At 73.2% G+C, this 26,475-nt stretch carries 22 protein-coding genes; 12 read left to right on the top strand and 10 right to left on the bottom strand.

Going from position 1 to position 26,475, the window contains the following annotated elements; all coding sequences use genetic code 11:
- The first annotated feature begins 421 nt into the window (after nt 1–421).
- The 3 genes from P3H78_RS04060 to P3H78_RS04050 all read left to right on the top strand — a co-directional run bounded on the left by P3H78_RS04060 (nt 422) and on the right by P3H78_RS04050 (nt 3,031).
- Entirely contained in the window at nt 422–1,051 is a 630-nt protein-coding gene (locus P3H78_RS04060; RefSeq protein WP_276107363.1) for a DUF6230 family protein, read from the top strand.
- Nucleotides 1,052–1,185: 134 nt separating this feature from the next.
- Nucleotides 1,186–1,704 carry a DUF6114 domain-containing protein gene (locus tag P3H78_RS04055; protein WP_276107362.1) on the top strand — a complete coding sequence of 173 codons (519 nt, stop codon included), beginning with the start codon at nt 1,186–1,188 and terminating at the stop codon, nt 1,702–1,704.
- Nucleotides 1,694–3,031 (top strand): hypothetical protein, encoded by a 1,338-nt coding sequence (locus P3H78_RS04050; RefSeq protein ID WP_276107361.1) that lies wholly within the window; start codon nt 1,694–1,696, stop codon nt 3,029–3,031. Before P3H78_RS04055 ends, P3H78_RS04050 begins: the two co-directional genes overlap by 11 nt.
- Before the next feature lie 97 nt (nt 3,032–3,128).
- On the opposite strand, the gene pyk is transcribed toward P3H78_RS04050, so the two are convergent.
- From pyk to pta, 3 genes are all read right to left on the bottom strand, one after another.
- Nucleotides 3,129–4,559, bottom strand: coding sequence for a pyruvate kinase (gene pyk / locus P3H78_RS04045; protein ID WP_276107360.1), 1,431 nt, complete (start codon nt 4,557–4,559; stop codon nt 3,129–3,131).
- 107 nt (nt 4,560–4,666) lie between these two features.
- Nucleotides 4,667–5,896 (bottom strand): acetate kinase, encoded by a 1,230-nt coding sequence (locus P3H78_RS04040; protein ID WP_276107359.1) that lies wholly within the window; start codon nt 5,894–5,896, stop codon nt 4,667–4,669.
- Nucleotides 5,897–5,913: 17 nt separating this feature from the next.
- Complete coding sequence (pta, locus tag P3H78_RS04035) at nt 5,914–7,989, bottom strand: phosphate acetyltransferase (RefSeq protein ID WP_276107358.1); 2,076 nt, start codon at nt 7,987–7,989, stop codon at nt 5,914–5,916.
- Between the two features lie 295 nt (nt 7,990–8,284).
- Between pta and P3H78_RS04030 the strand changes: the two genes are divergently transcribed.
- Complete coding sequence (locus tag P3H78_RS04030) at nt 8,285–9,310, top strand: ATP-dependent 6-phosphofructokinase (RefSeq protein WP_276107357.1); 1,026 nt, start codon at nt 8,285–8,287, stop codon at nt 9,308–9,310.
- Nucleotides 9,311–9,382: 72 nt separating this feature from the next.
- Here P3H78_RS04030 and P3H78_RS04025 read toward each other — a convergent pair whose 3' ends face one another.
- Nucleotides 9,383–10,090, bottom strand: a complete 708-nt coding sequence (locus P3H78_RS04025; protein WP_438827903.1) for a response regulator — start codon at nt 10,088–10,090, stop codon at nt 9,383–9,385.
- A complete protein-coding gene (locus tag P3H78_RS04020) occupies nt 10,087–11,730 on the bottom strand; it encodes a sensor histidine kinase (protein ID WP_276107356.1) in 1,644 nt (547 codons plus the stop codon). Before P3H78_RS04020 ends, P3H78_RS04025 begins: the two co-directional genes overlap by 4 nt.
- 191 nt (nt 11,731–11,921) lie before the next feature.
- On the opposite strand from P3H78_RS04020, the gene P3H78_RS04015 reads away from it, so the two are divergent.
- Nucleotides 11,922–13,319 carry a cation:dicarboxylate symporter family transporter gene (locus tag P3H78_RS04015; RefSeq protein WP_276107355.1) on the top strand — a complete coding sequence of 466 codons (1,398 nt, stop codon included), beginning with the start codon at nt 11,922–11,924 and terminating at the stop codon, nt 13,317–13,319.
- A gap of 37 nt (nt 13,320–13,356) precedes the next feature.
- Here the strand turns inward: P3H78_RS04015 and P3H78_RS04010 are convergent, their stop codons facing one another.
- Nucleotides 13,357–13,974: a TetR/AcrR family transcriptional regulator gene (locus P3H78_RS04010; protein WP_276107837.1), complete on the bottom strand. Its 618-nt coding sequence runs from the start codon at nt 13,972–13,974 to the stop codon at nt 13,357–13,359.
- A 164-nt stretch (nt 13,975–14,138) separates the two neighbouring features.
- Here P3H78_RS04010 and P3H78_RS04005 point away from each other — a divergent pair, with 164 nt between their 5' ends.
- The 6 genes from P3H78_RS04005 (at nt 14,139) to P3H78_RS03980 (ending at nt 20,721) form a co-directional block, all read left to right on the top strand.
- On the top strand, nt 14,139–15,890 hold the full coding sequence (locus tag P3H78_RS04005) for an MFS transporter (RefSeq protein ID WP_276107354.1): 1,752 nt from the start codon (nt 14,139–14,141) through the stop codon (nt 15,888–15,890).
- A 107-nt stretch (nt 15,891–15,997) separates the two neighbouring features.
- Nucleotides 15,998–16,762 carry a DUF2127 domain-containing protein gene (locus P3H78_RS04000; protein WP_276107353.1) on the top strand — a complete coding sequence of 255 codons (765 nt, stop codon included), beginning with the start codon at nt 15,998–16,000 and terminating at the stop codon, nt 16,760–16,762.
- A gap of 378 nt (nt 16,763–17,140) precedes the next feature.
- On the top strand, nt 17,141–17,512 hold the full coding sequence (locus P3H78_RS03995; protein WP_276107352.1) for a hypothetical protein: 372 nt from the start codon (nt 17,141–17,143) through the stop codon (nt 17,510–17,512).
- Nucleotides 17,513–17,540: 28 nt separating this feature from the next.
- Complete coding sequence (locus P3H78_RS03990; protein ID WP_276107351.1) at nt 17,541–17,969, top strand: MerR family transcriptional regulator; 429 nt, start codon at nt 17,541–17,543, stop codon at nt 17,967–17,969.
- On the top strand, nt 17,963–18,301 hold the full coding sequence (locus tag P3H78_RS03985; protein WP_276107350.1) for a thioredoxin family protein: 339 nt from the start codon (nt 17,963–17,965) through the stop codon (nt 18,299–18,301). Before P3H78_RS03990 ends, P3H78_RS03985 begins: the two co-directional genes overlap by 7 nt.
- A 182-nt stretch (nt 18,302–18,483) precedes the next feature.
- A complete protein-coding gene (locus P3H78_RS03980) occupies nt 18,484–20,721 on the top strand; it encodes a HelD family protein (RefSeq protein ID WP_276107349.1) in 2,238 nt (745 codons plus the stop codon).
- A gap of 160 nt (nt 20,722–20,881) precedes the next feature.
- On the opposite strand, the gene P3H78_RS03975 is transcribed toward P3H78_RS03980, so the two are convergent.
- Nucleotides 20,882–21,736, bottom strand: a complete 855-nt coding sequence (locus P3H78_RS03975; RefSeq protein ID WP_276107348.1) for a hypothetical protein — start codon at nt 21,734–21,736, stop codon at nt 20,882–20,884.
- Nucleotides 21,737–21,802: 66 nt separating this feature from the next.
- Nucleotides 21,803–24,133 carry a 1,4-alpha-glucan branching enzyme gene (glgB, locus tag P3H78_RS03970; protein WP_438827902.1) on the bottom strand — a complete coding sequence of 777 codons (2,331 nt, stop codon included), beginning with the start codon at nt 24,131–24,133 and terminating at the stop codon, nt 21,803–21,805.
- Between glgB and P3H78_RS03965 the strand changes: the two genes are divergently transcribed.
- Entirely contained in the window at nt 24,126–24,566 is a 441-nt protein-coding gene (locus P3H78_RS03965; protein WP_276107864.1) for a hypothetical protein, read from the top strand. The genes glgB and P3H78_RS03965 overlap by 8 nt on opposite strands.
- 98 nt (nt 24,567–24,664) lie before the next feature.
- On the opposite strand, the gene P3H78_RS03960 is transcribed toward P3H78_RS03965, so the two are convergent.
- Nucleotides 24,665–26,104: a maltokinase N-terminal cap-like domain-containing protein gene (locus P3H78_RS03960; RefSeq protein WP_276107346.1), complete on the bottom strand. Its 1,440-nt coding sequence runs from the start codon at nt 26,102–26,104 to the stop codon at nt 24,665–24,667.
- Nucleotides 26,105–26,200: 96 nt separating this feature from the next.
- The coding region (locus P3H78_RS03955) for an alpha-glucosidase C-terminal domain-containing protein (RefSeq protein ID WP_276107345.1) at nt 26,201–26,475 on the bottom strand (275 nt) is incomplete at its 5' end.

The raw sequence follows: 26,475 nt of genomic DNA, 5'->3' as shown, positions 1-26,475 counted from the left end.
GACCGGTGTGTCGTCTCTCGGTTATGCGGCCGTTACTAGTCAGTAACGAACCCCCTTGTGCGGGCGGCCGGAATGGACCACGATCGGCCACGCTCGGTCCATTCCCGTAACCCCAACAACCGGTTGGGTCTCGGGACTCCGTGGGTCCCCACCGGGCAGAGCCGGCGGCAGTGGCGCCGGCTCTTGGACAGGGGGGTCTTCGCCACTGGCGAAGCCTGTCCGGCAAGGTTGTGCGTGATGCGTGTCAGGCGCGACCAGTGGTTGTCGCTCGGGGGTGATCGCCGGTGATTCGGGCGCGGTTCGCGCCACCGAGTGCGGGCGCTCTCCTTCCCGAGGACGTAGCACTTCTCCCATCCCTGCCCGGCTGAGCCGCCCTCGGGCGAGCCGGCGCCAGGAGATGTACGTCCGAGAAGGAGGAAATATGGAGTCCCAGGTGCGTGGCGGGACGAGATGGAAGCGCTTCGCCGTGGTGATGGTGCCCAGCGTCGCCGCCACCGCAGCGATAGGCGTGGCGCTGGCGCAGGGCGCCCTCGCCGCGTCGTTCAGCGTGTCGGGTCAGTCGTTCAAGGTGAGCGCCGACAAGCTCGTGGGCCAAGGCTTCGAGCAGTACGGCGCGATCGACTCGGGGTACACCCTCGACGGCCAGAAGACGGCGCACCCGGTTGCGGTCTCGGCGTTCAAGAGCGCCACGATCAACAACATGTGCCAGTCGGTCGTCACGCCGGGCATCCCGCTGCTCGGCTCGGTGAGCCTGGTGCTGAAGGCGGGCGAGAGCAAGCCGGTCGAGGCCGACAACCTCTACATCGACGTTGCCGACCTCAACGCCGACGCGACCTTCAACAACATCGACATCGGTGTTGCGGCCAAGGACGCCGGCAAGGGTCCGGGCCTCAAGCGGGGCGAGACGGCGAACCCGTACGGGTTCGCCCAGCAGGCCGACTCGGCCACGCTGACCGGTGTGAAGCAGACGGCGTGGGCCACCACCGCCGGAACCTTCAAGCTCAGCGGTCTGAAGATGTCGCTGCAGACGGGTACGCACGAGTGCTACTGAGCACTTGATGACGGGCGGGGGAGCCTCAGGGCGCCCCCGCCCGTTGCCCCATCCGCCCCCTTCTTCACACACCCCCCACACCTATGCAGTACCACCCCTCACCACAGCAACGCCGCACCAGGGAGCTGTTTTCCATGAGCGCCGAGACTCCTGCCGCAGCCGGCCAGTTCACCCGCCGGAAGCTGCAGTTCCGCGCCTGGCGGGGCGAGCGACCCTTCTGGTCAGGTCTGTTCGTCGTGCTCGGCGGCCTTCCGATCATGTACTTCCCGTACGCCCATCTCCAGGTCGGCCACCTGACGCTGACGATGGCCACCACCGCGGGCGCGGGATCCCTGATCATCGGTGTGCTGCTCATCGTCCTGGGCATCAGTCTCTGGTTCCAGAAGCACGTACGGGTCTTCGCGGGTGTCGCGGCGATCCTGCTGGGCCTGGTGTCCATCCCCGTCTCCAACTTCGGCGGTTTCGGCGTCGGCTTCCTGTTCGCCCTCATCGGCGGAGCGATGGCCGTGTCGTGGGCGCCGGGCGAGGCCGCCGGGGGAGAGGGTGCCGCCCCCGCGGCGGCGCCCGCCGCGACGGACGGGGTGAGCGAGCCGAACGATCTGTCAGGAACGAGCCCGGCCCACGGGTCGAACGGGAGGCACAGTGCCGGCTGACGAGGTGATCCACGGGACGGATGTGGACGAGTCCCGTGTGAGATCCGGGCCGCGCCATGCGGCCCCCAGGAAGCCGCTGTTCACCAGGTTCCACATGCCGGCGGGCAAGGCGATGGCCATGGCGGCGATGCCGACGGCGGTCATCATGGGCATGGGCTTCACCTCGAGCCTCGCCCTCGCCGACGGCAACAGCTCGGCGAAGCCGTCCGCCAAGAGCCTGACGGCGGACGAGTACAAGAACTGCGTCACGGCCCTGGACGGCAACAAGGACAAGGCCTCTCCGTCCCCGTCCTCCTCCGCGAGCCCCAGCGGCTCCGCGGACGGCAAGGACGGTTCCGCGGAGCCGGCCCCCTCGGCCTCGCCGTCCTCCCCGAAGTCGTCCCCGGACAAGAGCTCCTCCTCGGACTCCGGCTCGGGGCAGCAGGCCACGCCGAAGCCGTCCTCGACGGCGTCGGACGGCTCCTCGGGGTCGGCCGGCTCCGGCGGCACGGCGTCCTCGACGCCGTCGTCGTCCGCGAGCAGCGGCGGCGGACTGCTGGGCGGCATCGGCGACACCCTCGGGGGCCTTCTCACCGGTGGGTCGAACGCGAGCTCCCCGGCGTCGCCGTCGGCCACGGCCTCGCCCTCGTCGGGCGGGTCCTCCGGCGGCAGTCTGTCCGACACCGTCAAGAAGACGACCGGCACGGTCACCGGCACCGTCGGCAAGACCGTGAAGGGCGTCACCGACACGGCCGGCAAGACGGTGGCCGGTGCCACCAAGACGGTCGGGGACGCCACCAAGTCCGTCGGCGCCGTCACCGATGCGGTCAAGGGCGCCGCGGGTTCGGCCTCCGGCTCCTCGACGGACCCGTCGGGGTGCCCGAAGGCCACCGACGCGCAGGGCGGCGTCGACAACACGGTGCCGCTGGCGGACGACCCGTGGTACCTGGACGCCAGTTCGCTGCTGCTGAAGGGCGCCGACTACAAGGGCGTCGTGGAGGTCCGCACGGCCAACGGCACCGTCAAGAAGGTGCTGAAGTACGTCATCTCCGACGGCACCGACATCGGAGACCTGCACCAGACGGTGAAGGACAAGCAGGCCGGCAAGACCTACCACGTGCAGGCGGGCAAGGGCACCACGTCCACCATCCGCGGCGGGTCGACGGTGTTCTACACCGAGAGCATCTCCGGCAACCTGCTGGGGCTGATCCCGGTCACGTTCACCCCGGACAGCCCGCCGCCGCTGAACATCCCGCTGATCTACTTCACCAAGGTGAAGGTGATCCAGGCCGGTCAGTTCGGCGGGAACCTGCACGTGCCCGGCATGCACGTGTACACGACCGACTGAGCGCCCCCACAGGCCCGTTCGGGAGCCGCAACACGCCGAGGGCGCCCCCTGCTCGCAGGGGGCGCCCTCGGTGCGTCGTACGGGCCTGTGGGGGGCGTCAGTCGCGCTGGTCGCCGCCCAGGTGGAGAACCCGGACCATGTTGGTGGTGCCGGGGACGCCGGGGGGCGACCCGGCGGTGATGACGACCGTGTCGCCCGGGTTGAAGCGGTTGAGCTTGCTGACCTCCTGGTCGACCAGCTCGACCATCTCGTCGGTGCTGCTCACGAACGGCACGATGTGCGGTTCCACGCCCCAGCTCAGGGAGAGCTGGTTGCGGGTGGACTCGTCGGTGGTGAACGCCAGGATCGGCTGGGCCGCGCGGTAGCGCGACAGGCGCCGGGCGGTGTCGCCGGACTGGGTGAAGGCCACCAGGCCCTTGCCGCCGAGGAAGTCGGCGATCTCGGCGGCGGCGCGGGCCACCGAACCGCCCTGCGTGCGCGGCTTCTTGCCCGGGACCAGCGGCTGCAGGCCCTTGGAGAGCAGCTCCTCCTCGGCCGCCTGGACGATCTTCGACATCGTCTTCACGGTCTCGATGGGGTACGCGCCCACGCTCGACTCGGCGGACAGCATGACCGCGTCGGCACCGTCCAGGATCGCGTTGGCCACGTCGGAGGCCTCGGCGCGGGTCGGCCGGGAGTTGGTGATCATCGACTCCATCATCTGGGTCGCCACGATCACCGGCTTGGCGTTCCTCCGGCACAGCTCGATCAGGCGCTTCTGCACCATGGGGACCTTCTCGAGCGGGTACTCGACGGCCAGGTCGCCGCGGGCGACCATCACACCGTCGAACGCCATCACGACGTCCGCCATGTTCTCCACCGCCTGCGGCTTCTCCACCTTGGCGATGACGGGGACCCGGCGGCCCTCCTCGTCCATGATCCGGTGGACGTCGGCCACGTCCTTGGCGTCGCGGACGAAGGACAGCGCGACCAGGTCGCAGCCCATGCGCAGCGCGAACCGCAGGTCCTCGATGTCCTTCTCGGACAGCGCGGGCACGTTCACGGCCGCGCCGGGCAGGTTGATGCCCTTGTGGTCGGAGACCACGCCGCCCTCGATGACGATCGTCCGGACCCGCGGGCCCTGGACGTCCACGACCTTCAGCTCGACGTTGCCGTCGTTGATCAGGACCTGGTCGCCGCGCGAGACGTCGCCCGGCAGCCCCTTGTACGTGGTGCCGCAGATCTGCTTGTCGCCGGGGACGTCCTCGGTCGTGATGACGAACTCGTCACCCCGCTCCAGCTCGACCGGCCCCTCGGCGAAGGTCTCCAGACGGATCTTCGGGCCCTGCAGGTCGGCGAGGACACCGATGGCCCGGCCGGTCTCCTTGGACGCAGCCCGGACGCGGTCGTACCGCCCCTGGTGCTCGGCGTGCGTGCCGTGGCTGAAGTTGAACCGGGCCACATTCATGCCGGCCTCGATGAGGTCGACCAGCTTCTCGTGGGAGTCGACCGCGGGGCCGAGAGTGCAGACGATTTTCGAACGGCGCATGAGGCGATCCTATCGGTTTGTTTCGCTGCGGAATATTCCGTCTGGCGGAAGATGCACATGGGCGGCTTCCCGCTCAGGAGAGTGCCGGTCGAATTCCACCGTCGTGCTCAGTCGTCCTTTCCGACCAGGGCAAAGGTCTGGGTGGCGATCTCCAATTCCTCGTCCGTCGGCACCACGGCCACCGCCACCCGCGCGTCCCGCGGCGAGATGATCCTGGCCCCGTCGCCGCGCACCGCGTTCCGTGCCGGGTCCACCGCCAGGCCCAGCCCCTCCAGGCCCGCCAGCGCCGCCTCGCGCACCGGCGCCGCGTTCTCCCCGACGCCCGCGGTGAAGGCCACCGCGTCCACCGAACCGAGTACCGCGTAGTAGGCGCCGATGTACTTCTTCAGCCGGTGGATGTAGATGTCGAAGGCGAGTTGCGCCGCTTCGTCGCCCTCGTCGATCCGCCGCCGAATCTCCCGCATGTCGTTGTCGCCGCACAGACCGAACAAACCACTCCTCTTGTTGAGAAGAGTGTCGATCTCGTCCGTGGACATTCCGCCGACGCGCTGCAAATGGAAGATGACGGCCGGATCCAGGTCACCCGACCGGGTGCCCATCACGAGCCCCTCCAGCGGCGTGAGCCCCATGGAGGTGTCCACGCACCGGCCGCCGCGCACGGCCGAGGCGGAGGCCCCGTTGCCCAGGTGCAGCACGATCACGTTGACCTCGTCGGGGGCCTTGCCGAGCAGCCGGGCGGTCTCCCGGGAGACGTAGGCGTGCGAGGTGCCGTGGAAGCCGTAGCGCCGCACCCGGTGCCGGTCCGCGATCTTCGTGTCGATCGCGTAGCGGGCGGCGGACTCCGGCATCGTCGTGTGGAAGGCGGTGTCGAAGACGGCGACCTGCGGCAGGTCGGGGCGCAGGGCCATGGCCGTGCGCAGGCCGGTGAGGTTCGCCGGGTTGTGCAGCGGCGCCACCGGGATCAGCCGCTCGATCTCGGTGAGCACGGCGTCGTCCACCACGGTGGGCTCGGTGAAGAACATGCCGCCGTGCACCACGCGGTGCCCGATCGCGGCCAGCTCGGGCGAGTCCAGGCCGAGGCCGTCGCGGGCCAGCTCCCCGGCGACCGCCTTGAGCGCGGCGTCGTGGTCGGCCATGGGGCCGTTCAGCTCGCGGGTCCCACCGGTGGCGACGCAGGTGTGGCGGAGCCGGGACGTCTGCTCGCCGATGCGCTCCACCAGGCCGACGGCCAGCCGGCCGGCGTCCCGCATGTCGAGCAGCTGGTACTTCAGCGAGGAGGAACCGGAGTTCAGGACGAGGACACGGGTCGCCGCGCGGTGTTCGGTCACGGTGTTCAACAGCTCTTTCTACGACGTCAGGTGGCGGGCGTCTGGGCCTGGATCGCCGTGATGGCGACGGTGTTGACGATGTCCTGGACGAGAGCGCCGCGGGACAGGTCGTTGACGGGCTTGCGCAGGCCCTGCAGGACCGGGCCGACGGCGATCGCCCCGGCCGACCGCTGCACGGCCTTGTAGGTGTTGTTGCCGGTGTTGAGGTCCGGGAAGATCAGCACGGTGGCCTGGCCGGCCACCTCGGAGCCCGGCAGCTTGGTGGCGGCCACCGTCGGCTCGACGGCGGCGTCGTACTGGATGGGCCCCTCGATCTTCAGGTCCGGCCGGCGCAGCCGCACCAGCTCGGTGGCCTCCCGCACCTTGTCGACGTCGGCGCCCGAGCCGGAGGTGCCGGTGGAGTACGACAGCATCGCGATCCGCGGCTCCACCCCGAAGCGGGCCGCGGTGACCGCCGACTGCACGGCGATGTCGGCGAGCTGCTCGGCGTCCGGGTCGGGGTTGACCGCGCAGTCGCCGTAGACGAGGACCTTGTCGGCGAGGCACATGAAGAACACGGAGGACACGATGGAGGCGTCCGGCCGGGTCTTGATGATCTCGAACGCGGGGCGGATCGTCGCGGCCGTGGAGTGCACCGAGCCCGACACCATGCCGTCGGCGAGGCCCTCCTGCACCATCAGGGTGCCGAAGTAGTTCACGTCCGAGACGACGTCGTAGGCGAGCTCCACCGTGACGCCCTTGTGGGCGCGCAGCTTCGCGTACCGCTCGGCGAAGGTGTCGCGCAGCTCGGACACCGCGGGGTCGATGAGCCGGGCGCCGCCGAGGTCGATGCCGAGGTCGGCGGCCTTCTTGCGGATCAGGTCCTCCGGCCCGAGCAGCGTCAGCTCGCACACGCCCCGGCGCAGCAGCACCTCCGCCGCGTGCAGCACCCGCTCCTCGGTGCCCTCCGGAAGCACCACCCGCCGCTTGTCGGAGCGGGCCTGCTCCAGCAGCTTGTGCTCGAACATCATCGGCGTGACCCGGTCGCTGCTGGGTGCCGAGACGCGCCGGTTGAGGTCGGTGGTCTCCACGTACCGCTCGAAGAGGCCGAGTGCGGTCTCCGCCTTGCGCGGGGTCGCCGCGCTCAGCTTGCCCTCCAGGGAGAACAGCCGCTCGGCGGTGGGGAAGCTGTTGCCGGCCACCGAGACGACCGGGGTGCCCGGGGCGAGCCGGGCGGCCAGGGTGAGGATCTCCTGGCTCGGCACCTCGTCCAGGGTGAGCAGCACCCCGGCGATCGGCGGGGTGCCGGCGCTGTGCGCGGCGAGCGAGCCGACGACCAGGTCGGCCCGGTCGCCCGGGGTGACCACCAGGCAGCCCGGGGTCAGCGCGGTGAGCAGGTTCGGCAGCATCGCGCCGCCGAAGACGAAGCCGAGGGCGTCCCGGGCCAGCCCGGAGTCGTCGCCGAGCAGGACCCTGCCGTCGAGGGCCTGGGTGATCTGCGCGACCGTCGGCGCGGACAGGGCGGGCTCGTCGGGCACCACGTAACAGGGGACGGGCAGCCGGTTCGCGAGCCGCTCGGCGATCTTGTCGCGGTCCTCGCGGGCCACCCGGTTGGTGACCATGGCCAGCACGTCGCAGCCCAGGCCGTCGTAGGCGCGGAAGGCGTTGCGGGTCTCGGCGAGCACCGACTCCGCGCTCTGCCCGCGGCCGCCGACGACCGGCAGCACCGAGGCGCCGAACTCGTTGGCCAGCCGCGCGTTCAGCGCCAGTTCGTCGGGGAGCTGGGTGCGGGCGAAGTCGGTGCCGAGGACGAGCACCACGTCGTAGTCGCGGGCGACCAGGTGGAAGCGGTCGACGAGGGCCGACACCAGTTCGTCGGTGCCCTGCTCGGCCTGGAGCGCGGACGCCTCCGGGTAGTCCATGCCGTAGACCGTGGCCGGGTCCTGGGACAGCCGGTAGCGGGTGCGCAGCAGCTCGAACATGCGGTCGGGGCCGTCGTGGACGAGGGGGCGGAAGACGCCCACCCGGTCGACCTGCCGGGTCAGGAGCTCCATCACTCCCAGCTCGACGACCTGGCGTCCGTCGCCGCGGTCGATACCGGTCACGTACACGCTGCGGGTCACGCGCGCTCTCCGTTTCGTCGTCTCGTGCGTCGTCTCGGGGCCGGCGGGCGCGCCCGGGCACGAGCGCGGGGGAGGACCTGCCGTACGGCTCACAAAAATCGCCCACCGAGGTGAGCAGAACCCTCTTGACAATACCCCCGTCCCTGGATAAGGCGCCCGTCAGTGCCGACGGGCCGCCGACCGGGGGCGGAGCGTGCGCCCGGCCCGCCTCCGACAGGATCCGTCACCCGTGTGGGGGACGTGAAACAATCGGACCGGCCCACCGGTGTCAACAGCAAGCGGGAGACACAGCACGATGCGTATCGGAGTTCTCACGGCGGGAGGCGACTGCCCGGGACTGAACGCGGTGATCCGATCGGTCGTGCACCGGGCGGTCACCACGTACGGCGACGAGGTCATCGGCTTCGAGGACGGGTACGCGGGCCTGCTGGACCGCCGCTACCGCGGGCTGGACCTGAACGCGGTCGGCGGCATCCTCGCCCTCGGCGGCACGATCCTCGGCTCCTCCCGGCTGGAGCGGGACCGGCTCCGCGGGGCCTGCGAGAACGCCTCCGACATGATCCGCCACTTCGGCATCGACGCGCTCGTCCCGATCGGCGGCGAGGGCACGCTGACGGCGGCGCGCATGCTGTCGGACGCCGGGCTGCCCGTGGTCGGGGTGCCGAAGACGATCGACAACGACATCTCCTCCACCGACCGCACCTTCGGCTTCGACACCGCGGTGGGCGTGGCCACCGAGGCCATGGACCGGCTGAAGACCACGGCCGAGTCCCACCAGCGCGTCATGGTCGTCGAGGTCATGGGCCGGCACGCGGGCTGGATCGCCCTGGAGTCCGGCATGGCGGCCGGCGCGCACGGCATCTGCCTGCCCGAGCGGCCCTTCGACCCGGCCGACCTGGTCAAGATGGTCGAGGAGCGCTTCGCCCGCGGCAAGAAGTTCGCCGTGATCTGCGTCGCCGAGGGCGCCCACCCCGCCGACGGCACCATGGACTACGGCCACGGCGAGATCGACCAGTTCGGCCACGAGCGCTTCCAGGGCATCGGCACGGCCCTGGCGTACGAGCTGGAGCGGCGGCTCGGCAAGGAGGCCAAGCCGGTCATCCTCGGGCACGTCCAGCGCGGCGGCACGCCGACCGCCTACGACCGGGTGCTCGCCACCCGCTTCGGCTGGCACGCGGTGGAGGCCGCGCACCGCGGCGAGTTCGGCCGGATGACGGCGCTGCGCGGCACGGACGTCGTCATGGTGCCGCTGGCGGAGGCCGTCACCGAACTGAAGACGGTGCCCAAGGACCGCATGGACGAGGCGGAGTCGGTGTTCTAGCAGTCGTCGTCGCGCCGGCCGATCCGTCCGCTGCGGCCACCCACCGATCAGCCGCGTGAACAACGCCTCAGGTCACTGCACCTGGCCGGTCGGCCCCGTCCCCCGGTGCCAGCGGTAGACCAGCTCGGGGCGGCCCACCTGGCCGTACAGAGGGCTGCGGCCGGCCCGGCCCGCGTCGACCAGGTGCTCCAGATAGCGGCGCGCGGTGATCCGGGAGATCCCCACCGCCTCGGCGACGCCCGCGGCCGTCAGGCCCTCCTCCGCCTCGCGCAGCGCGCCCGTCACCCGCTCCAGGGTCGGTGCGCTCAGCCCCTTCGGCAGGGCCGCCGGACCCGGCGCGCGCAGCGCCGCGAGGGTGCGGTCCACCTCGTCCTGGCCGCCGGCCTCCCCGGCCGCCGCGCGGAACTCGGCGTAGCGCACCAGCCGGTCCCGGAGCGTGGCGAAGGTGAAGGGCTTCAGGAGGTACTGGACCACCCCCAGGGACACGCCCTCCCGGACCACCGCCAGGTCCCGGGCCGAGGTCACCGCGATCACGTCCGCGCGGTGGCCGGCCGCGCGCAGCGAGCGGGCCAGGTGCAGGCCGTGGCCGTCCGGCAGGTGCAGGTCGAGCAGGAGCAGGTCCACGGGGGTGCGCTCCAGCAGGCGCCGCGCCTCGGCGCCCGAGTGGGCCGTGCCCACCGCCTCGAACCCGGGGACCCGGCCGACGTACAGCACGTGCGCGTCCGCGGCGACCGGATCGTCCTCCACCACCAGCACCCGGATGGGCCGCTCCCGCGTCACGATCCGCCCCCGGCCCCGGCGGCCCCCGCCACCGCGCGCCCGGCGCACTCCTCCAGCGGCAGCCGCGCCTCGAACACCGCGCCGCCCGTCCCGCCCTCGGCCACGGTCAGCGTGCCTCCGTGCCGGTGCACCGCCTGCCGTACGAGGGCCAGCCCCAGTCCCCGTCCGCCGGGCCCGGCCGGCTTGGTGGAGAAGCCGCGCCGGAAGACCAGCTCGGCGTGGGCCGGGTCCACGCCCGGGCCGGTGTCCGCGACCCGCAGGACCAGCACGCCGTCCTCGGCGCACACCGTCACGGTCACCCGGGCCGGCACCGCGCCCTGCGCCGCGTCCACCGCGTTGTCGACGAGGTTGCCGAGGATCGTCACCAGGTCCCGGGGCGGCAGGGCCGGGGGCAGCAGCCCGTCGTCCAGGCCGCCGCCCGCGGACACCACCAGCTCCACGCCCCGCTCGTGGGCCTGCGCGGTCTTGCCGAGCAGCAGGGCGGCCAGCACCGGCTCGCCGACCGCCGCGACCACCCGGTCGGTCAGCGCCTGGGCCAGCTCCAGCTCGGCGGTGGCGAACTCCACGGCCTCGCCGGAACGGCCCAGTTCGATCAGCGAGACCACGGTGTGCAGGCGGTTCGCCGCCTCGTGGGCCTGAGAACGCAGCGCCCGGCTGAAGCCCCGCTCGGAGTCCAGCTCGCCCATCAGGGACTGCAGCTCGGTGACGTCGCGCAGGGTGACCACGGTGCCCCGGCGCTCACCTCCGGAGACCGGGGAGGTGTTCACCACCAGTACCCGCTCCGCAGTCAGGTGCACCTCGTCCACCCGCGGCCCGGAGGCCAGCAGGGCGCCCGTCAGCGGGGCCGGCAGGCCGAGGTCCGCGACCGATCTGCCCACCACGTCCTCCTCCCGGGGTACGCCGAGCAGCTCCCGGCCGCCGTCGTTGATGAGAGCCACCCGGAAGCGCGCGTCCAGCATCAGCAGCCCCTCGCGCACCGCGTGCAGCGCCGCCTGATGGTAGTCGTGCATGCGGGACAGCTCGGTCGCGTTCATCCCGTGGGTGTGCCGCCGCAGCCGGGCGTTGATGACGTACGCGCCGACCGCGCCGAGCGCGAGGACGCCGGCCGCGACCCCGAGCAGGGCCGCGACCCGGACGTGCCGGCCGATCACCGTGACCTTTATCCCGGCGCTGACCAGGCCGACGACCCGGCCGCCGGAGGTGACGGGGGTGACCGCGCGGACGGACGGGCCCAGGGTGCCGGTGTAGGTCTCGGTGAAGGTCCCGCCGTGCTGGGCGCGGGAGATGTTGCCGAGGAAGGGGCGGCCGATCTGGGTCCGGTCCGGATGGGTCCACCGGATGCCCCGGGGGTTCATGATCGTCACGAAGTCCACCCCGGTGTCCCGCTGCACCCGCAGCGCGTACGGCTGGAGCGCCGCGCTGGGGTCCGCGGTGCCGATCGCGGCCCGCACCGAGGGGGAGTCGGCGACGGAGCGGGCGACCGCGGTGGCCTGGCGGCGGGCCGCCTCCTCGGCCTGGCGGCGGTCGCCGGCGTAGGCGAACAGTGCATATCCGGCCACGACGAGCACGAGCAGCACGGCCTGCATGGCGAAGAGCTGACCGGCCAGGCTGCGGGGTCTCGGCGGGGCGGGCAGACGCATGCCGCCAGTCTGCCCGCCGGCCGTGGCGTGAACTCAATGAACGGAAGGGTGACCGCCCTCACACGGCGGGAGATAGTCACCGCAGTCCGCGGCGTCCCCGAACCCGCGGACCGCCCGGATCGCATCCCCGTGATCCCCCGGACGTGAGCCGCACGCCGGTGATGCCGACGACGTCGTCAAGGAGGGCCGCCGTGACCAGCACGGCCGATACGGCACCTGCCGCACCCGCACCCGCACCCAGGCGGGACCGCACCCACTATCTCTACATCGCGGTGATCGTCGCGGTGCTCCTCGGCATCGCGGTCGGTTTCGCCGCGCCGGATGTCGCCGTGGAGCTCAAGCCGATCGGCACCGGGTTCGTGAACCTCATCAAGATGATGATCTCGCCGATCATCTTCTGCACGATCGTGCTCGGCGTCGGGTCGGTGCGCAAGGCCGCGAAGGTCGGCAAGGTGGGCGGGCTCGCGCTCGGCTACTTCGTCGCCATGTCGTTCGTCGCCCTGGCCATCGGCCTGGTGGTGGGCAACCTGGTGCACCCGGGCAGCGGCATGCACCTGACCGAGGCGGTCAAGGGCGTGGGCCACGCCCAGGCGCAGACGGCGAGCGAGGGCGGCGTCGACTTCGTGCTCGGCATCATCCCGACCACGTTCGTGTCGGCCTTCACCGAGGGCCAGGTGCTCCAGACGCTGCTGGTCGCCCTGCTCGTCGGATTCGCGCTGCAGGCCATGGGCCGCCGCGGCGAGCCGGTCCTGCGCGGGGTCGAGCACATCCAGCGGCTCGTCTTCCGCGTCCTGGCGATGATCATGTGGGCCGCCCCGGTCGGCGCCTTCGGCGCCATGGCCGCCGTCGTCGGCGAGACCGGCGTCGACGCCCTGAAGGCCCTCGCCGCGATCATGTTCGGCTTCTACGTCACCTGCGCGCTGTTCGTGGTCGTGGTGCTGGGCGCGCTGACCCGGCTGGTGGCCGGCGTCAACATCTTCGCCCTGCTGAAGTACCTGGGCCGCGAGTTCCTGCTGATCCTGTCGACGTCGTCCTCGGAGTCGGCGCTGCCGCGGCTGATCGCGAAGATGGAGCACCTCGGCGTGAGCCGCCCGGTCGTGGGCATCACCGTGCCGACCGGCTACTCCTTCAACCTCGACGGCACCATGATCTACCTGACGATGGCCTCGTTGTTCGTCGCCGACGCCATGGACCAGCCGCTCTCGCTGGGCCAGCAGATCACCCTGCTGCTGTTCATGATGGTCGCCTCCAAGGGCGCCGCCGGTGTCACCGGTGCCGGTCTCGCCACGCTCGCCGGGGCCCTGCAGTCCCACAAGCCGGCGCTGGTCGACGGCGTCGGACTGATCGTCGGCATCGACCGCTTCATGAGCGAGGCCCGCGCCCTGACGAACTTCGCGGGCAACGCCGTGGCGACCCTGCTCATCGGCACCTGGACCGGCGAGGTGGACCGGGACCGGGTGCGGCGGGTGCTCGCCGGTGAGCTGCCCTTCGACGAGCGGACGCTGCTCGACGACACCGACGGCGACGGCTCCGCCTCCGCGCTGCCCGGGCAGCGCGAGGGCGGCGAGAAGGAGAGGGCCGGCGCCTGAGCGGAGCACCGGGGCCGCCCGCGGGGGCGGGCGGCCGTCAGGGGCTCAGTCTCGCCACCAGCGCGGTGGCCAGGGAGGCGGGCACGCCCGCCGCGGTGAGTACGGTGACCGCGGCCGAGCGGCCCGCCTCCCGCGTGTCCAGCAGGCCGTCGTTCACCGCCTCCATCAGGGCGAAGAGCATCTGCTCGTGCACGTAGGCCAGGGCCGGGGCGGGCAGCGTGGAGACGAAGACGCCCTGGTCGAGACCGCGCTGGAGCAGACGGGCGGCGCTCCCGCGGACCGGGGCGAGCCGCTCGCGTATGCCCTGCATGGTCACCGTGCGCTGGGCGAGCGCGACGAGCAGCCGGTAGCGGTCGGCGATCTCCCACACCGCCAGCACCGAGCGCGCCACCGCCTCCGCGGGATCGCCGACCCCCTCCTGCCCCGCCTCGTGGGCGTCCGACAGCGCCTGCACCGCGCCGTCGACGAGGGTGCTGATCAGCGCCTCGCGGCTGGGGAAGTGGCCGTAGACCGTGCGCCGCACCACACCGGCGGCGCGGGCGATCTGGTCCATGGACGCGTCGGGGTCCCGCAGCAGCTCGGCGAGGGCGACATCGAGGATGCGGCGCCGGTTCGCGTCGGCGCGACTGGTGTTACCCGTGGTCATGGCTGCCATTCTGCCCGCCCCGCGGCCGGTGTCCGCCGGTTCCGCCGTCATGGTGCCACCTCCTTCATTTGCACACGGCTGTGCAGTAGCCGTACATTGCACATGGTTGTGCAATTGCACGCCATTGTGCAAGTACCCGTCGGGTACGACTGTGAGGAAGGCGACCAGGACCCATGCCACTCGTCATCAAGGAGCCGGTCGAGAGGACGGGCCGCCCGTACGCCCGGCGCTGGTGGGCGCTGCTCGTGCTCTGCCTGAGCCTGCTGATCATCGTGATGGCGAACACCGCCCTCACCGTCGCCGCGCCCGACATGACCCGGGACCTCGGCCTGTCCGGCGCCGACCTCCAGTGGGTCGTCGACGGCTACACCGTCCCGTACGCCGCGCTGATGCTGCTGCTCGGCGCGATCGGCGACAAGTACAGCCGGCGCGGGGCGCTCGTCCTCGGGCTCCTGGTCTTCGGCGGCGGCGCCGTCCTCGGCTACCTCGCCGACAGCGCCGCGACGGTCATCGCGGCCCGTGCGGTGATGGGCGTCGGCGCCGCGCTGATCATGCCCGCCACGCTCTCCCTGCTGGCGGCGACCTTCCCGCGCGCCGAGCGCGCCAAGGCGATCACGCTGTGGACCGCCACCGCCGGCCTCGCCATCGCCACCGGCCCGGTCGTGGCCGGTGCGCTGCTGCGGCACCACGGCTGGTCCTCGACCTTCCTGATCAACGTGCCCGTCGCCGCCGTCGCGCTGGTCGCCGCCTTCGTCCTGGTACCGCCGTCCCGCGCCGGGCACCACGACCGGATCGACTACGTCGGCGGCCTGCTGTCGGTGGTGTGGATCGGCTCCCTGGTCTACATGATCATCGAGGGCCCGCACTTCGGCTGGGACGTCAAGGCGGTCACCGCCGCCGTGGTCGCGGGCTGCGGCCTGCTCGCCTTCGTCGCCTGGGAGCTGCGCCACCCGCGCCCGGTCCTGGACGTCCGCCGCTTCGCGAACCGCCGCTTCGCCGGGTCCAACCTCGCCGTCGCGCTCTTCTTCCTGGCCGTCTTCGGTGCCTTCTACTACCTGACCCAGCACCTGCAGTTCGTCCTCGGCTACGACGCCCTGGAGACCGGGGTGCGCATGCTGCCGCTGGCCGGCGCGGTCTTCGCCGGCTCGGCGCTGACCGGCTACCTCACCCCGCGCGTCGGCATGCGGCTCACCGTGACCGCGGGCATGGTCGGCGGCACCGCCGCCCTGGCCCTGCTGACCCGCATCGACGCGGCCTCCTCCTACGGCGACCTCGTGGCACCGCTGGTGGTCCTCGGCCTGGCGATCGGGCTCGCCCTGTCGCCCTGCACCGACGCCATCATGGGCGCCTTCCCGGAGTCCGAGCTGGGCGTCGGCGGCGCGGTGAACGACACCTCGCTGGAGCTCGGCGGCTCGCTCGGCATCGCCCTCCTCGGCTCGCTGCTGTCGACGACGTACTCCGGCCGCCTCTCCGACGCCACGGCCGGCAGCACCCTCCCGCCGACCGCGCTGTCCACCGCGCAGGACTCGGTCGGCGCCGGCTACGGCGTCGCCCGGGCCATCGGGGCCAAGGCCCGGCAGCTCGCCGAGCAGGCGGCCCACGCCGGCGACCCGCACCAGGCCGCCCAGCTCAAGGCGCAGGCCGGCCGGCTGGCCCAGGGCGCCGGGCAGATGAAGGAGGCCGTCGGCTCCGCCTTCGCCGACGCGGTCGCCCACACCAGTCTCGTCGGCGCCGTGGTCCTGGGCGTGGGCACGGTCGCCGTCGCCCTGCTGCTGCCGCGCCGCGCGGCCACCGCCCCCGCCGCTGCCGAGAAGCCCTCCGACGGGACGCGCGGCGAGGCGCCCGAGGCGCCCGAGGCGCCCGAGGCGCCCGAGGCGCCTGAGGCGGCGGAGGCGGCGGAGCCGGCGGGCGGCGGAGCGCGCTGAGCGACCCCCGGCCCGCGCCGCCGCCCTGCATGCACTAGCGTGCCGTGCCGGACGAACGGCACGGCACGCTCCGTGGCGGTGCGCGGAACAGTGGAGGTACGGGGGACATGAAGATCGACTGGGACCGGCGGACCTGCGCCCGGCGCGGGCACGCCACCTACGCGCCGGACGACTCCGGGCTGCGGGCCCGGCTGCACGCGGAGACCGCCCTCGGCGACGCGTGGCGGTGCCTGCGCTGCGGCGACTTCGCGCTCGGCGAGCCGCACGGCTCGGGACCGGCCGGGGACGCCCCGCTGGTGCCCCGCGGCAAGGTCCTGCGGGACCTGTTCATCCTGCGCTTCCTCGCCGTCGAGCGGGCCGTGCGCGGTGTCTTCATCGTGCTGGTCGCGGTCGCGGTGTGGAGGTTCAGCAACAGCCAGGACGCGGTGCGCCGGCTGTTCAACGAGTACCTGAACGTCCTCCGCCCGGTCTTCCGGCACTTCCACTACGACCTCGACCACTCGCCGGTCGTCGGCACCATCCAGAAGACCTTCGGCTACCGGCACTCCACCCTGCTGGTGGTGGCCGCGCTGCTGCTGGCGTACGCACTGATCGAACTCGTCGAGGCGGTCGGCCTCTGGTACGCCAAGCGCTGGGCCGAGTACCTGACGGTGGTCGCCACCGCCGCCTTCCTGCCGCTGGAGGTCTACGAACTCACCGAGCACGTCAGCGCGGTGAAGATCGCCACCCTGGTCCTCAACGTCCTGGCCGTCGTCTACATCGCCGTGGCCAAGCGCCTGTTCGGACTGCGCGGCGGCCGGCGCGCCTTCGAGGAGGAGCGCCGCAGCGCCTCCCTCCTGGAGGTCGAGGAGTCGGCGGGGATGACGGCCTGACGGCCTGACGGCCAAGGCGTTCGGCGAACACGGCAGGGCAGCGGGGGCATGCGCGCGGGCGGCCCGGAGGGCGGGGCGGAGCCGGGGGACGCGGGACTCCGCCGCGGCCCTGCGGACCCACCCCGACCCGCCGGTCCGGCTGTTCGGCGCCGGGGTGGTGCGCCTGATGCCGCCGTACGACGACAGCGACGCGGCACCGTTCGCGCGCCCCGCCCGGGAGCTCCTCGCGGACTGGTCGGGCGGGGAGCCGGATGCGGCCGTGCTCCGCGAGGAGCTGCGGGGGGTGGCCGAACAACTCGCACGGGGCGCCGACGCGGCCCTGCCGCCGCACGCCGGCCACCCCGATGCCGGGGTCGGTGGGCGGTCGCCGGCGGTCCCGTGGGAGAGTCTCCGGCCGTGCGGGCGGCGCGGCTGCGCCTGCCGGCCGACCCGGAGGCGGAGGTGCGGGAGGCGGCCTGCCGCGCGGTCGCCGACGGCACGGACCGCGATCCCGGGCTCCTCGACGCCCCGGCGGTGCTGCTGGACGACGCGGTCCGCGCGGTCCGGGTCGCCGCCGTGCGCGGGCTCGCCCGCCACGACGACGAACGGTGCGTGGAGGGGGCCCGCCGCCTGCCCCCCCGGCCCGGCCCGCCTGCACGACGACGACCTCGACGAGGTGCGGCGCTACGCGTGGCGCCGCGACGGCCGCTGCCGCCCCGCGGCTTCCCGGGCCGGCCCGGGAGGTGCAGGCCCACCCGCTCCTTGCCCTGACGTCGGCGTCAAGCCGTACCGTCGCGGTATGCGAATCGGCGAGCTGGCCGCACGCGCCGGGACCACGACGCGGACGCTGCGGTACTACGAGGCGCGCGGGCTGCTGCCCGCCCGGCGGGACGGCAACGGCCACCGCGCCTACGACGAGCGGGACCTGCGTCTGCTGCGGCAGATCAGGACGCTGCAGGACTTCGGGTTCGAGCTGGAGGAGACCCGGCCCTTCGTGGAGTGCCTGCGGGCCGGGCATCCGGAGGGCGACGCGTGCCCGGCGTCGCTCCAGGTCTACCGGCGCAAGCTGGCGGAGCTGGACGCGCTCGTGGCCCAGCTGAACGACGTGCGCGAGCAGGTCGCCGGGCAGCTCGCCCGCGCCGAGCACGCGCGGGCCGGGCTGGCCGCCGAGGCCATGGTTCCGGGAGGTCCGGAACCCCGCTGCGAACTGGGAGGGCAGACATGGTGACCAAGCCGGAGGAGGGCGTGCGCGAGGTGACCGACGCCGACTTCGAACGGGAGGTGCTGGGTTCGGACCTGCCGGTGCTGGTGCAGTTCACCGCCGAGTGGTGCGGGCCGTGCCGGCAGCTCGCCCCGGTGCTGCGCGACCTCGCCGCCGAGGAGGCCGGCCGGCTGCGGATCGTCCGGCTGGACGTGGACCGCAGCCCGGGAACGGCGCTCGCGTACCGGGTGCTGTCCGCGCCGACGCTGATGGTGTTCCGCGACGGCGGACCGGTGCGGTCGATGGTGGGGGCCCGCTCCAAGCGGCGCCTGCTCGAGGAGCTGTCCGACGTGCTCTGACACGCCACCCGCGCTCACGGACCCGAAACGCGGAAATCCCCCGAGCAATTGCGCTCGGGGGATTTCCCTGCGTATATTCGATGATTCGCGACTTCGCAATGCGGCAGTCACGGAAAGTTCAGTGGGCAGAGTATATCCGGGCGGGAGTGGAATTGTCAAACACCGAATTTCCGGACGGTGAATTGAAGGACGAGCAGGAATTCATCGACGGGCTCTACGCACGGGTGGACGCCCTGCGCGGCGCCACCGAGGCCTCCGTCACGGACGCGCTCGCCCAGGGCGACAAGCCCATGCAGGCCCGGCTGGAACGGGACATCCTCGTCGCCGAGCGGTCGGGACTGCTCGCCGCGCTGAACGCCGTCGACGGCTCCCTCTGCTTCGGCCGGATCGACCCGGCCTCCGGGGCCGCCCACCACATCGGCCGCATCGGCCTGCGCGCCGACGACGCCGAGCGCACTCCCGTCCTCGTCGACTGGCGGGCCGACGTGGCCCGGCCCTTCTACCTGGCCACCGGCCACACCCCGATGGGCCTGCGCCGACGCCGGCACATCGCCACCGACGGCCGCCGGGTCACCGCCCTGCACGACGAGATCCTCGACCTCGGCGACGCCACCCGCACCGGCCACGAGGACCCCTCCGGCGACGCGGTGCTGCTCGCCGCGCTCGACTCGGCGCGCACCGGCCGCATGAGCGACATCGTGCAGACCATCCAGGCCGAGCAGGACGAGATCATCCGGGCACCGCACCGCGGGGTGCTGGTCGTCGAGGGCGGACCCGGCACCGGCAAGACGGCGGTCGCCCTGCACCGCGCCGCGTACCTCCTCTACGAGCACCGGGAACTGCTCGCCAAGCGGGCCGTCCTGATCGTCGGCCCCAACCCCGCCTTCCTCGGCTACATCGGCGAGGTGCTGCCCTCCCTCGGCGAGACGGGCGTGCTGCTGGCGACCGTCGGCGAGCTGTTCCCCGGCGTGCGGGCGACCGCGGAGGACACCCCGGAGGCGGCCGCGGTGAAGGGCCGCGCCGACATGGCCGACGTCCTCGCCGCCGCCGTCCGCGACCGGCAGGCGCTGCCCGACCCGGTCCTCACCGTCGAGCACGACCGCGAGGTGCTCATGCTGGACGACGGCCTGGTCGGCGTCGCCCGCGAGCGGACCCGCGCCACCGGGCTGCCGCACAACGCGGCCCGCGAGCACTTCGAGGGCCATGTCCTCAACGCGCTCACCGACCTGTACGCCGAGCGTGTGGGCACCGACCCCTACGACGGCTCCAGCCTGCTGGACGCCTCCGACATCACCCAGATCCGCGACGAACTCGCCGAGAACCCCGAGGTGTGGTCCGCCGTCGACCGGTTGTGGCCCCTGCTCAGCCCGCAGCGGCTGGTCGCCGACCTCCTCGCCGACCCCGACGGGTACGTGGGCACCGAGGACGCGGCCGTGATCCGCCGCCCGGTCACCCGGGCGTGGACCGCGGCGGACGTGCCGCTGCTCGACGAGGCGGCCGAACTGCTCGGCGTGGACGAGCGCTCGGCCCGGGCGCGGGCCGAGCGGGAACGCGCGACGCAGGTGGCCTACGCCCAGGGCGTCCTCGACGTCTCCTACGCCTCCCGGACCTACGAGTTCGACGACAAGGAGGACAGCGACCCGGAGAGCTCCGAGGTGCTGTCCGCGCACGACATCATCGACGCCGAGCGGTTCGCCGAGCGCCAGGAGGAGGCGGACCACCGCAGCGCCGCCGACCGCGCGGCCGCCGACCGCACCTGGGCCTTCGGGCACATCATCGTCGACGAGGCGCAGGAGCTGTCGCCGATGGCGTGGCGGCTGCTGATGCGGCGCAGCCCGACCCGCTCGATGACCCTGGTCGGCGACCCGGCGCAGACCGCCGAGGCGGCCGGGACCGGCTCCTGGGACGACATCCTGCGGCCCTTCGTGGAGGACCGCTGGGAGCACACCCGACTCGGCGTCAACTACCGCACCCCGGCGGAGATCATGGACGTGGCGGCCGCGGTGGTGCGCGCCGCGCAGCCCTCCTTCGAGCCGCCCCGCTCGGTCCGGTCCACGGGTGTGCGGCCCTGGGCGCGGGCCACCGGCGACCTGCCCGCCGCGGTCGCCGAGGCGGTCGCGGAGCTGACCCCGGCCGAGGGCCGGCTCGCCGTGATCGCCCCGCGCGACCTGCACCGCGCGCTCGCCGCCCGGCTGGACGGCGTGCGGGCGGACGCCGAGCCCGACCTGACCCGCTCGGTCGTCCTGCTCGACCCGCGCGGCGCCAAGGGCCTGGAGTTCGACTCCGTCCTCGTGGTCGAGCCCGGCCGCTGCTCCACCAGCGACCTGTACGTCGCCCTGACCCGCGCCACGCAGCGGCTGGGCGTGCTGTACACGGACCGGCTGCCGGAGGCGATGGCCGCGGGCCTCACCGGTCCCTAGTGCTGTGACCGGAAAGGTTCACCGGCTCGCGACGCCCGGCACGGCACCTCGCTGCGTTGTCGCATCACCCGAGTACATCCAGTACGCGGGCGACGCTCCGCCTTGCGATGCACCGCACCGGACGCCGCGAGCATCCCGGCAAACCTTTCCGGCCACAGCACTAGTGGCTGTCCCCACCCGCCGTCGGCGAGGCCGACGGCGGGTGGCTCGGGTGCAGGGAGGCCGGCAGCGGTGCCAGTGACGTGCACAGCGCGGGCGGGAAGGCCGGTTCCCGGCGCCGCACGGCCCGGCAGCCGCCGGCCGTGCTCTCCAGGAACGGCTTCCAGCCGGTGTGCTCGGCCCGGAAGAAGTACCGGTCGCCCAGCCGGGACGAGCAGGCCGGGTTCGTGGTGTCGCCGGCGCAGGCCGGTCCCGTGCGCCAGGAGAAGTCCAGCACCAGCCATGCGCCGTCGCAGTGTTCGGCGTCGCGGTACGTGTGCCGGGGCGCGCCGACGGCGAACAGCGCCTGTTCGTAGGAGGCCGGGGTGCAGCCGGTGGCCGGCGGACGGCACCCCAGCTGCCCGCACCGCCGCAGCGCGGGCGGTTTCGCGCCGTCGGCGGTGAAGACGGTGTAGTGGTCGACGATCAGGTCCCGGCCTTCCAGGGGCTGCGGCAGCCGTACCCGCGCCGTGGCCGTGGTCTGCCCGGTGCAGCCCGAACGCCGGTCCCCGGACGGGGACGCGAAGGTGACCTGCACCCACACCTGCTTCGCCGCGGTGTCCGTGACCACCGCCCGGAGCCCGCGCACGCACGGACGGGGGCCCGCGGGCACAGGGGCGTCCAGGCTCAGCGTGCGGCGGTCGGTGCCGAGCCGGGCGGCGAGGACGGAGGACGGCTCCGCGAGGGTCCACGGGAGCGGACCCGTCGCGGTGGCGGGCGTCCCCCCGCCCCGGCCGGCCACCTGCGTGCCGCACCCGCCCAGCAGGAGGACGGCGGCGGCGCACAGCACGGCGGCCACTGATCCGTAAGGTCGCATGCGCTCGATCCCCCCGTGTGCACCCGACTGACCCGCAGGCACTCTACGGCGGGCGCCCGCCCCGGGTCAGGCGGGACGCAGCCACACCGTCGCCAGGGGCGGCAGGGTCAGCCGGATGCTGGCCGGACGCCCGTGCCACGGCTGGGGCTCCGGTTTCACCGGGTCCGGGCGGACGACGTCGCTCCCGCCGTAGCGGCCCGCGTCGGTGTTGAGGACCTCCGCCCAGGCCGGGACGTCGTCGGGGACACCGACGCGGTAGTCGGCGCGGACGACGGGGGCGAGGTGGGACACCGCCAGCAGGGGCGAGCCCGAGGCGTCGCGGCGCAGGAAGGCGAGCACGTTGTCGTCCGCGGCGTCCCCCACGATCCACTCGAAGCCGTCGGGGTGGACGTCGCGCTCCCACAGGGCGGGCGTGGCGCGGTAGACCGCGTTGAGGTCGCGCACCAGGTCCCGCACCCCGCGGTGGTCGGCCTCCGCCCCGTAGGCCGGGTCCAGCAGCCACCAGTCCGGGCCGTGCGCCTCGGACCACTCGGCACCCTGGGCGAACTCCTGCCCCATGAAGAGGAGTTGCTTGCCGGGATGGGACCACATGAAGCCGAGGTAGGCGCGCAGGTTGGCACGCTGCTGCCACCAGTCGCCCGGCATCTTCGACACCAGGGAGCCCTTGCCGTGCACGACCTCGTCGTGCGAGATCGGCAGGACGTAGTTCTCGCTGTACGCGTACGCCATCGAGAACGTCATCTCGTGGTGGTGGTAGCGGCGGTGGACCGGGTCGTGGCTCATGTACTGCAGCGAGTCGTGCATCCAGCCCATGTTCCACTTCAGCCCGAAGCCCAGGCCGCCGAAGCCGCTCGGGCCGCGGTGGTGGGTCGCCCGGGTCACCCCGTCCCAGGCCGTGGACTCCTCCGCGACCGTCACCACACCCGGCGCCCTGCGGTACACGGTGGCGTTCATCTCCTGCAGGAAGGCCACCGCGTCCAGGTTCTCCCGGCCGCCGTGCTCGTTGGGCGTCCACTGCCCCGGCTCGCGCGAGTAGTCCAGGTAGAGCATGGAGGCGACGGCGTCCACCCGCAGGCCGTCGATGTGGAACTCCTCGCACCAGTACACCGCGTTCGCCACCAGGAAGTTGCGCACCTCCCGCCGGCCGAAGTCGAACTCCAGGGTGCCCCAGTCCGGGTGGGCGGCGCGCAGCGGATCCGCGTGCTCGTACAGCGGGCGGCCGTCGAACTCGGCCAGCGCCCACGCGTCGCGGGGGAAGTGCGCGGGCACCCAGTCCATCAGGACGCCGATCCCCGCCCGGTGCAGGGCGTCGATCAGGAACTTGAAGTCGTCGGGGGTGCCCAGGCGGGCGGTGGGGGCGTAGAAGCCGGTGACCTGGTAGCCCCAGGACCCGCCGAAGGGGTGCTCGGCGACCGGCATCAGCTCCACGTGCGTGAAGCCCAGGTCCCGAACGTACGAGGGCAGTTGCTCGGCGAGCCGGCGGTACGTCAGCCCCGGTCGCCAGGACGGCAGGTGGATCTCGTAGACGGAGAACGGGGCGTCGTGCGCCGGCCTGTCGGCGCGGCGGGCCATCCACTCCGCGTCGTCCCACTCGTGGTGCGAGGCGTGCACCACCGACGACGTGGCCGGCGGTGCCTCGGTGCGGCGCGCCATGGGGTCGGCCCGCAGGGTGTGGGAGCCGTCCGGCCGGGTGATGTCGAACTTGTACAGCTCGCCCTCGCCGACGCCGGGCACGAACAGCTCCCACACACCGGAGGAGCCCAGCGACCGCATCGGGTGGCCGGTGCCGTCCCAGAAGTTGAAGGCACCGGCCACCCGGACGCCCCGCGCGTTCGGCGCCCACACCGCGAAGCGGGTCCCGGTCACGCCCTGGTGGGTCATCGGCTCCGCGCCGAGCGCCTTCCACAGCTGCTCGTGCCGGCCCTCGCCGATCAGGTGCAGGTCCAGCTCGCCGAGGGCGGGCAGGAAGCGGTAGGCGTCGTCGGTCTGCTGCACCGTCCCCTCGTACGCCACCTCCAGCCGGTACGCCGGGACGTCCCGCAGCGGCAGCAGCCCCGAGAAGAACCCCTGCCCGTCGGCGTGCAGTTCGGCCCGCAGGTCCCCGGTGACCAGGGTGACGGACAGCGCGTAGGGGCGGAACACCCGGAAGGCGACTCCGCCGGGCACCGGATGGGCACCGAGCACGGAGTGCGGGCTGTGGTGCGTGCCGGCCAGCAGCCGTTCGCGGTCCGCCGCGTCGACGCCGGGGGAGACGGCCACCTCCAGCGGCCCCTCCCCGTGCACCGCCGGTCCCGCCGCCCCGCTCCCGCCGGCCGCGGTCACGGCCGGTCCGCCTCCGGTCGGTCCGTCCCCGGTCGGGGTGGTGACGCCGGGGCCGCTCACGGGTGCGGTGGTCACGGCCGGTCCGCCTCCGGCCGCCGTCACGGCCGGCTGTTTCGGGGCGGTCGCGGTCCGGGCGGGCTTCCGCGCCGCCGTGGGCGTGCCCGCGGCGGTCTTCGCCACGGCCGGCCCCGGCCGCTCGGCGGTCTCCTTCCGGGCGGCCGCCTTCCTGACCGTGCCCGACGTCCCCGCGGCCGTCGCCTTCTTCGCGGCGCCCGCCGGGCCCTTGTCCGCCCGCGCCCTCTTCGCGGCGGCCGTGCCCTTCTCCGCCCCGGCCTTCTTCTGCGCAGCCGGCTTCCTCGTGGCCGTCGGCCGTTTCGCCGCGGCCTCGGACGACGGCTTCCCCGCCGCCTTCCCGGCCGGTTTCCTCGCCGCGGGTGCCGCGGGTGCGGCCTTCTTCGCCGCCCGTGCCGGCGGCGCGGTGTCCGGCGGCTGCTCCGGGCCGGCCTGAGCGGGCTTCTTCTGCGGATCCGAACCGCTGGACGGAGGGCGGGGCGTCACGGGTGGAGCCTCCTCGGCGCGCAGGTCAGGTGAGTGGGAGAGAGGGGGTCAGCTCGGGTCGGGGGCGGCCAGCCGGCGCACCGCCGACATCGGCACCGGCAGCCAGTCGGGCCGGTGCCGGGCCTCGTAGAGGACCTCGTAGACGGCCTTGTCCGTCTCGAAGGCCCGCAGCAGCACCGGGTCCGTCCGGGGGTCCCGCCCGCCGGCGTCGGCGTAGCCGGTGCAGAAGGCGGCCCGGCAGGCGGTCGCCCAGTCCGGCGCGGGCGGTCCGTCGGCGGAGTGCGCCGCGTAGTCGAAGGAGCGCAGCATCCCGGCCACGTCCCGCACCACGGGCTGCGGCATCCGCCGCTCGGCCAGGGTCTTCGCGGGCTCGCCCTCGAAGTCGATGAGCGACCACCGCCCGGACGCGGAGCGCAGGCACTGGCCGAGGTGCAGGTCGCCGTGGATGCGCTGGGCGGTCCAGGTGGCGCCCTCGGCGGCGAGGTCGGCCAGCGCCTCGAAGGCCGAGTGCAGACCGGGCACATGGGGCCGCAGCGCGGGTACCGCCTGGGCGGCGGCCGCGAGCCGCTCGGTCATGCCGTCGACCAGGGCCTGCATCTGCGAATGGCCCAGGGTGACGGTCGGCAGCGCCCGGGCCAGTGCGGTGTGCACCTCGGCCGTGGCCCGCCCGAGCGCCCGTGCCTCGGCGGCGAAGTCCTCGCCCTTGGCCAGTTCGCGCAGCGACAGCTCCCAGCCGTCCGAAGCGCCCTGCAGGAAGGGCTGGAGCACGCCCAGCACGTACGGCTCACCCGATGTCTCCGCCGTCATCCACGCCGTCGGGGCGGGCACCCGGGGGCAGCCCTCCCGGGCCAGGGCCAGCGGCAGTTCCAGGTCCGGGTTGGTGCCCGGTACGACCCGCCGGAGCACCTTGAGAATGAACGTATCTCCGTAGACGACCGAGGAGTTGGACTGTTCCGCGGTCATCAGGCGGGGGACCAGGTCGGGGCGTATCTCGTCCCGCCGGTCGAAGCGCAGGGCGCCGATGCGGGCCCGGGTGCGCAGCGCCTCCATGATGACCTCGGCGGACCGCGCGTCGTACAGGGCCTCGTAGACCGTGTGCCCGGCGAGCGGCCCCTCCTGGACGTGTCCGATCAGTGCGGGCGCCAGCCGGGGCGGCAGGGCCTCGCGCGCGCCGATCAATAACTGGTAGCAGTCGCCGCCGGGAGGGGTTCCGGTGCCGGTGATTGTGACCGTGACCGGCGCGGGGCCGGCCGGCTGCTGGTGGGCGACGACGATCAGGTGGTACAGGCCCAGCCGACCGGCGGGGGTGCCGTCCTGGCGGGGCGGGGGCAGCAGTTCGGTCGCGGAGACGAGGGAGAACCCGGTGACCGGACGGCCCTTGCCGGCGAACCAGCGCTGGCGCGGGAGCCACTCCCGCAACAGGGGATCGAGTGACGCCAGGAGACCGGGGTTGCTGGTCGGGACGGAGCGTGTGACGGCTTCCGACATGACGTCGCGTCCAATCGCTGGTCGGGTGTGACTACGCGTGCCCGCGGGTGGGGCGGAGAAACCGCCCCACCCCGGGTGGCGGGGGAGGAATCGGCCCTACGCGGCGTCCTTGCGGAGCCGGAACCAGTAGAAGCCGTGTCCGGCCATGGTGAGCAGGTACGGCAGGTCCCCGATGGCCGGGAAGCGCACCCCGCCGAACAGTTCGACCGGGTGTCGCCCGCGGAACGCGCTCAGGTCCATCTCCGTGGGTTGGGCGAAGCGGGAGAAGTTGTGGACGCAGAGGACGAGGTCGTCCTCGTGTTCGCGGAGGAAGGCGAGGACGGCGGGGTTGGAGGACTGCAGTTCGGTGTAGGACCCCAGTCCGAAGGCAG

The sequence above is a fragment of the Streptomyces tropicalis genome (assembly GCF_029269835.1).
Lineage (GTDB): Bacteria > Actinomycetota > Actinomycetes > Streptomycetales > Streptomycetaceae > Streptomyces > Streptomyces tropicalis.
The sequence above is the reverse complement of the archived record's forward strand: the minus strand, read 5'-3'. Positions and strand labels throughout refer to the sequence as shown.

What these genes read in the sequence shown, in the direction of transcription:
- P3H78_RS04060 (WP_276107363.1), top strand. Translation starts at nt 422, where the DNA reads ATGGAGTCCCAGGTGCGTGGCGGGACGAGATGGAAGCGCTTCGCCGTG.
- P3H78_RS04055 (WP_276107362.1), top strand. Translation starts at nt 1,186, where the DNA reads ATGAGCGCCGAGACTCCTGCCGCAGCCGGCCAGTTCACCCGCCGGAAG.
- pyk (WP_276107360.1), bottom strand. Translation starts at nt 4,559, where the DNA reads ATGCGCCGTTCGAAAATCGTCTGCACTCTCGGCCCCGCGGTCGACTCC.
- P3H78_RS04030 (WP_276107357.1), top strand. Translation starts at nt 8,285, where the DNA reads ATGCGTATCGGAGTTCTCACGGCGGGAGGCGACTGCCCGGGACTGAAC.
- P3H78_RS04020 (WP_276107356.1), bottom strand. Translation starts at nt 11,730, where the DNA reads ATGCGTCTGCCCGCCCCGCCGAGACCCCGCAGCCTGGCCGGTCAGCTC.
- P3H78_RS04010 (WP_276107837.1), bottom strand. Translation starts at nt 13,974, where the DNA reads ATGGCAGCCATGACCACGGGTAACACCAGTCGCGCCGACGCGAACCGG.
- P3H78_RS04005 (WP_276107354.1), top strand. Translation starts at nt 14,139, where the DNA reads ATGCCACTCGTCATCAAGGAGCCGGTCGAGAGGACGGGCCGCCCGTAC.
- P3H78_RS04000 (WP_276107353.1), top strand. Translation starts at nt 15,998, where the DNA reads ATGAAGATCGACTGGGACCGGCGGACCTGCGCCCGGCGCGGGCACGCC.
- P3H78_RS03990 (WP_276107351.1), top strand. Translation starts at nt 17,541, where the DNA reads ATGCGAATCGGCGAGCTGGCCGCACGCGCCGGGACCACGACGCGGACG.
- P3H78_RS03985 (WP_276107350.1), top strand. Translation starts at nt 17,963, where the DNA reads ATGGTGACCAAGCCGGAGGAGGGCGTGCGCGAGGTGACCGACGCCGAC.
- P3H78_RS03975 (WP_276107348.1), bottom strand. Translation starts at nt 21,736, where the DNA reads ATGCGACCTTACGGATCAGTGGCCGCCGTGCTGTGCGCCGCCGCCGTC.
- P3H78_RS03960 (WP_276107346.1), bottom strand. Translation starts at nt 26,104, where the DNA reads ATGTCGGAAGCCGTCACACGCTCCGTCCCGACCAGCAACCCCGGTCTC.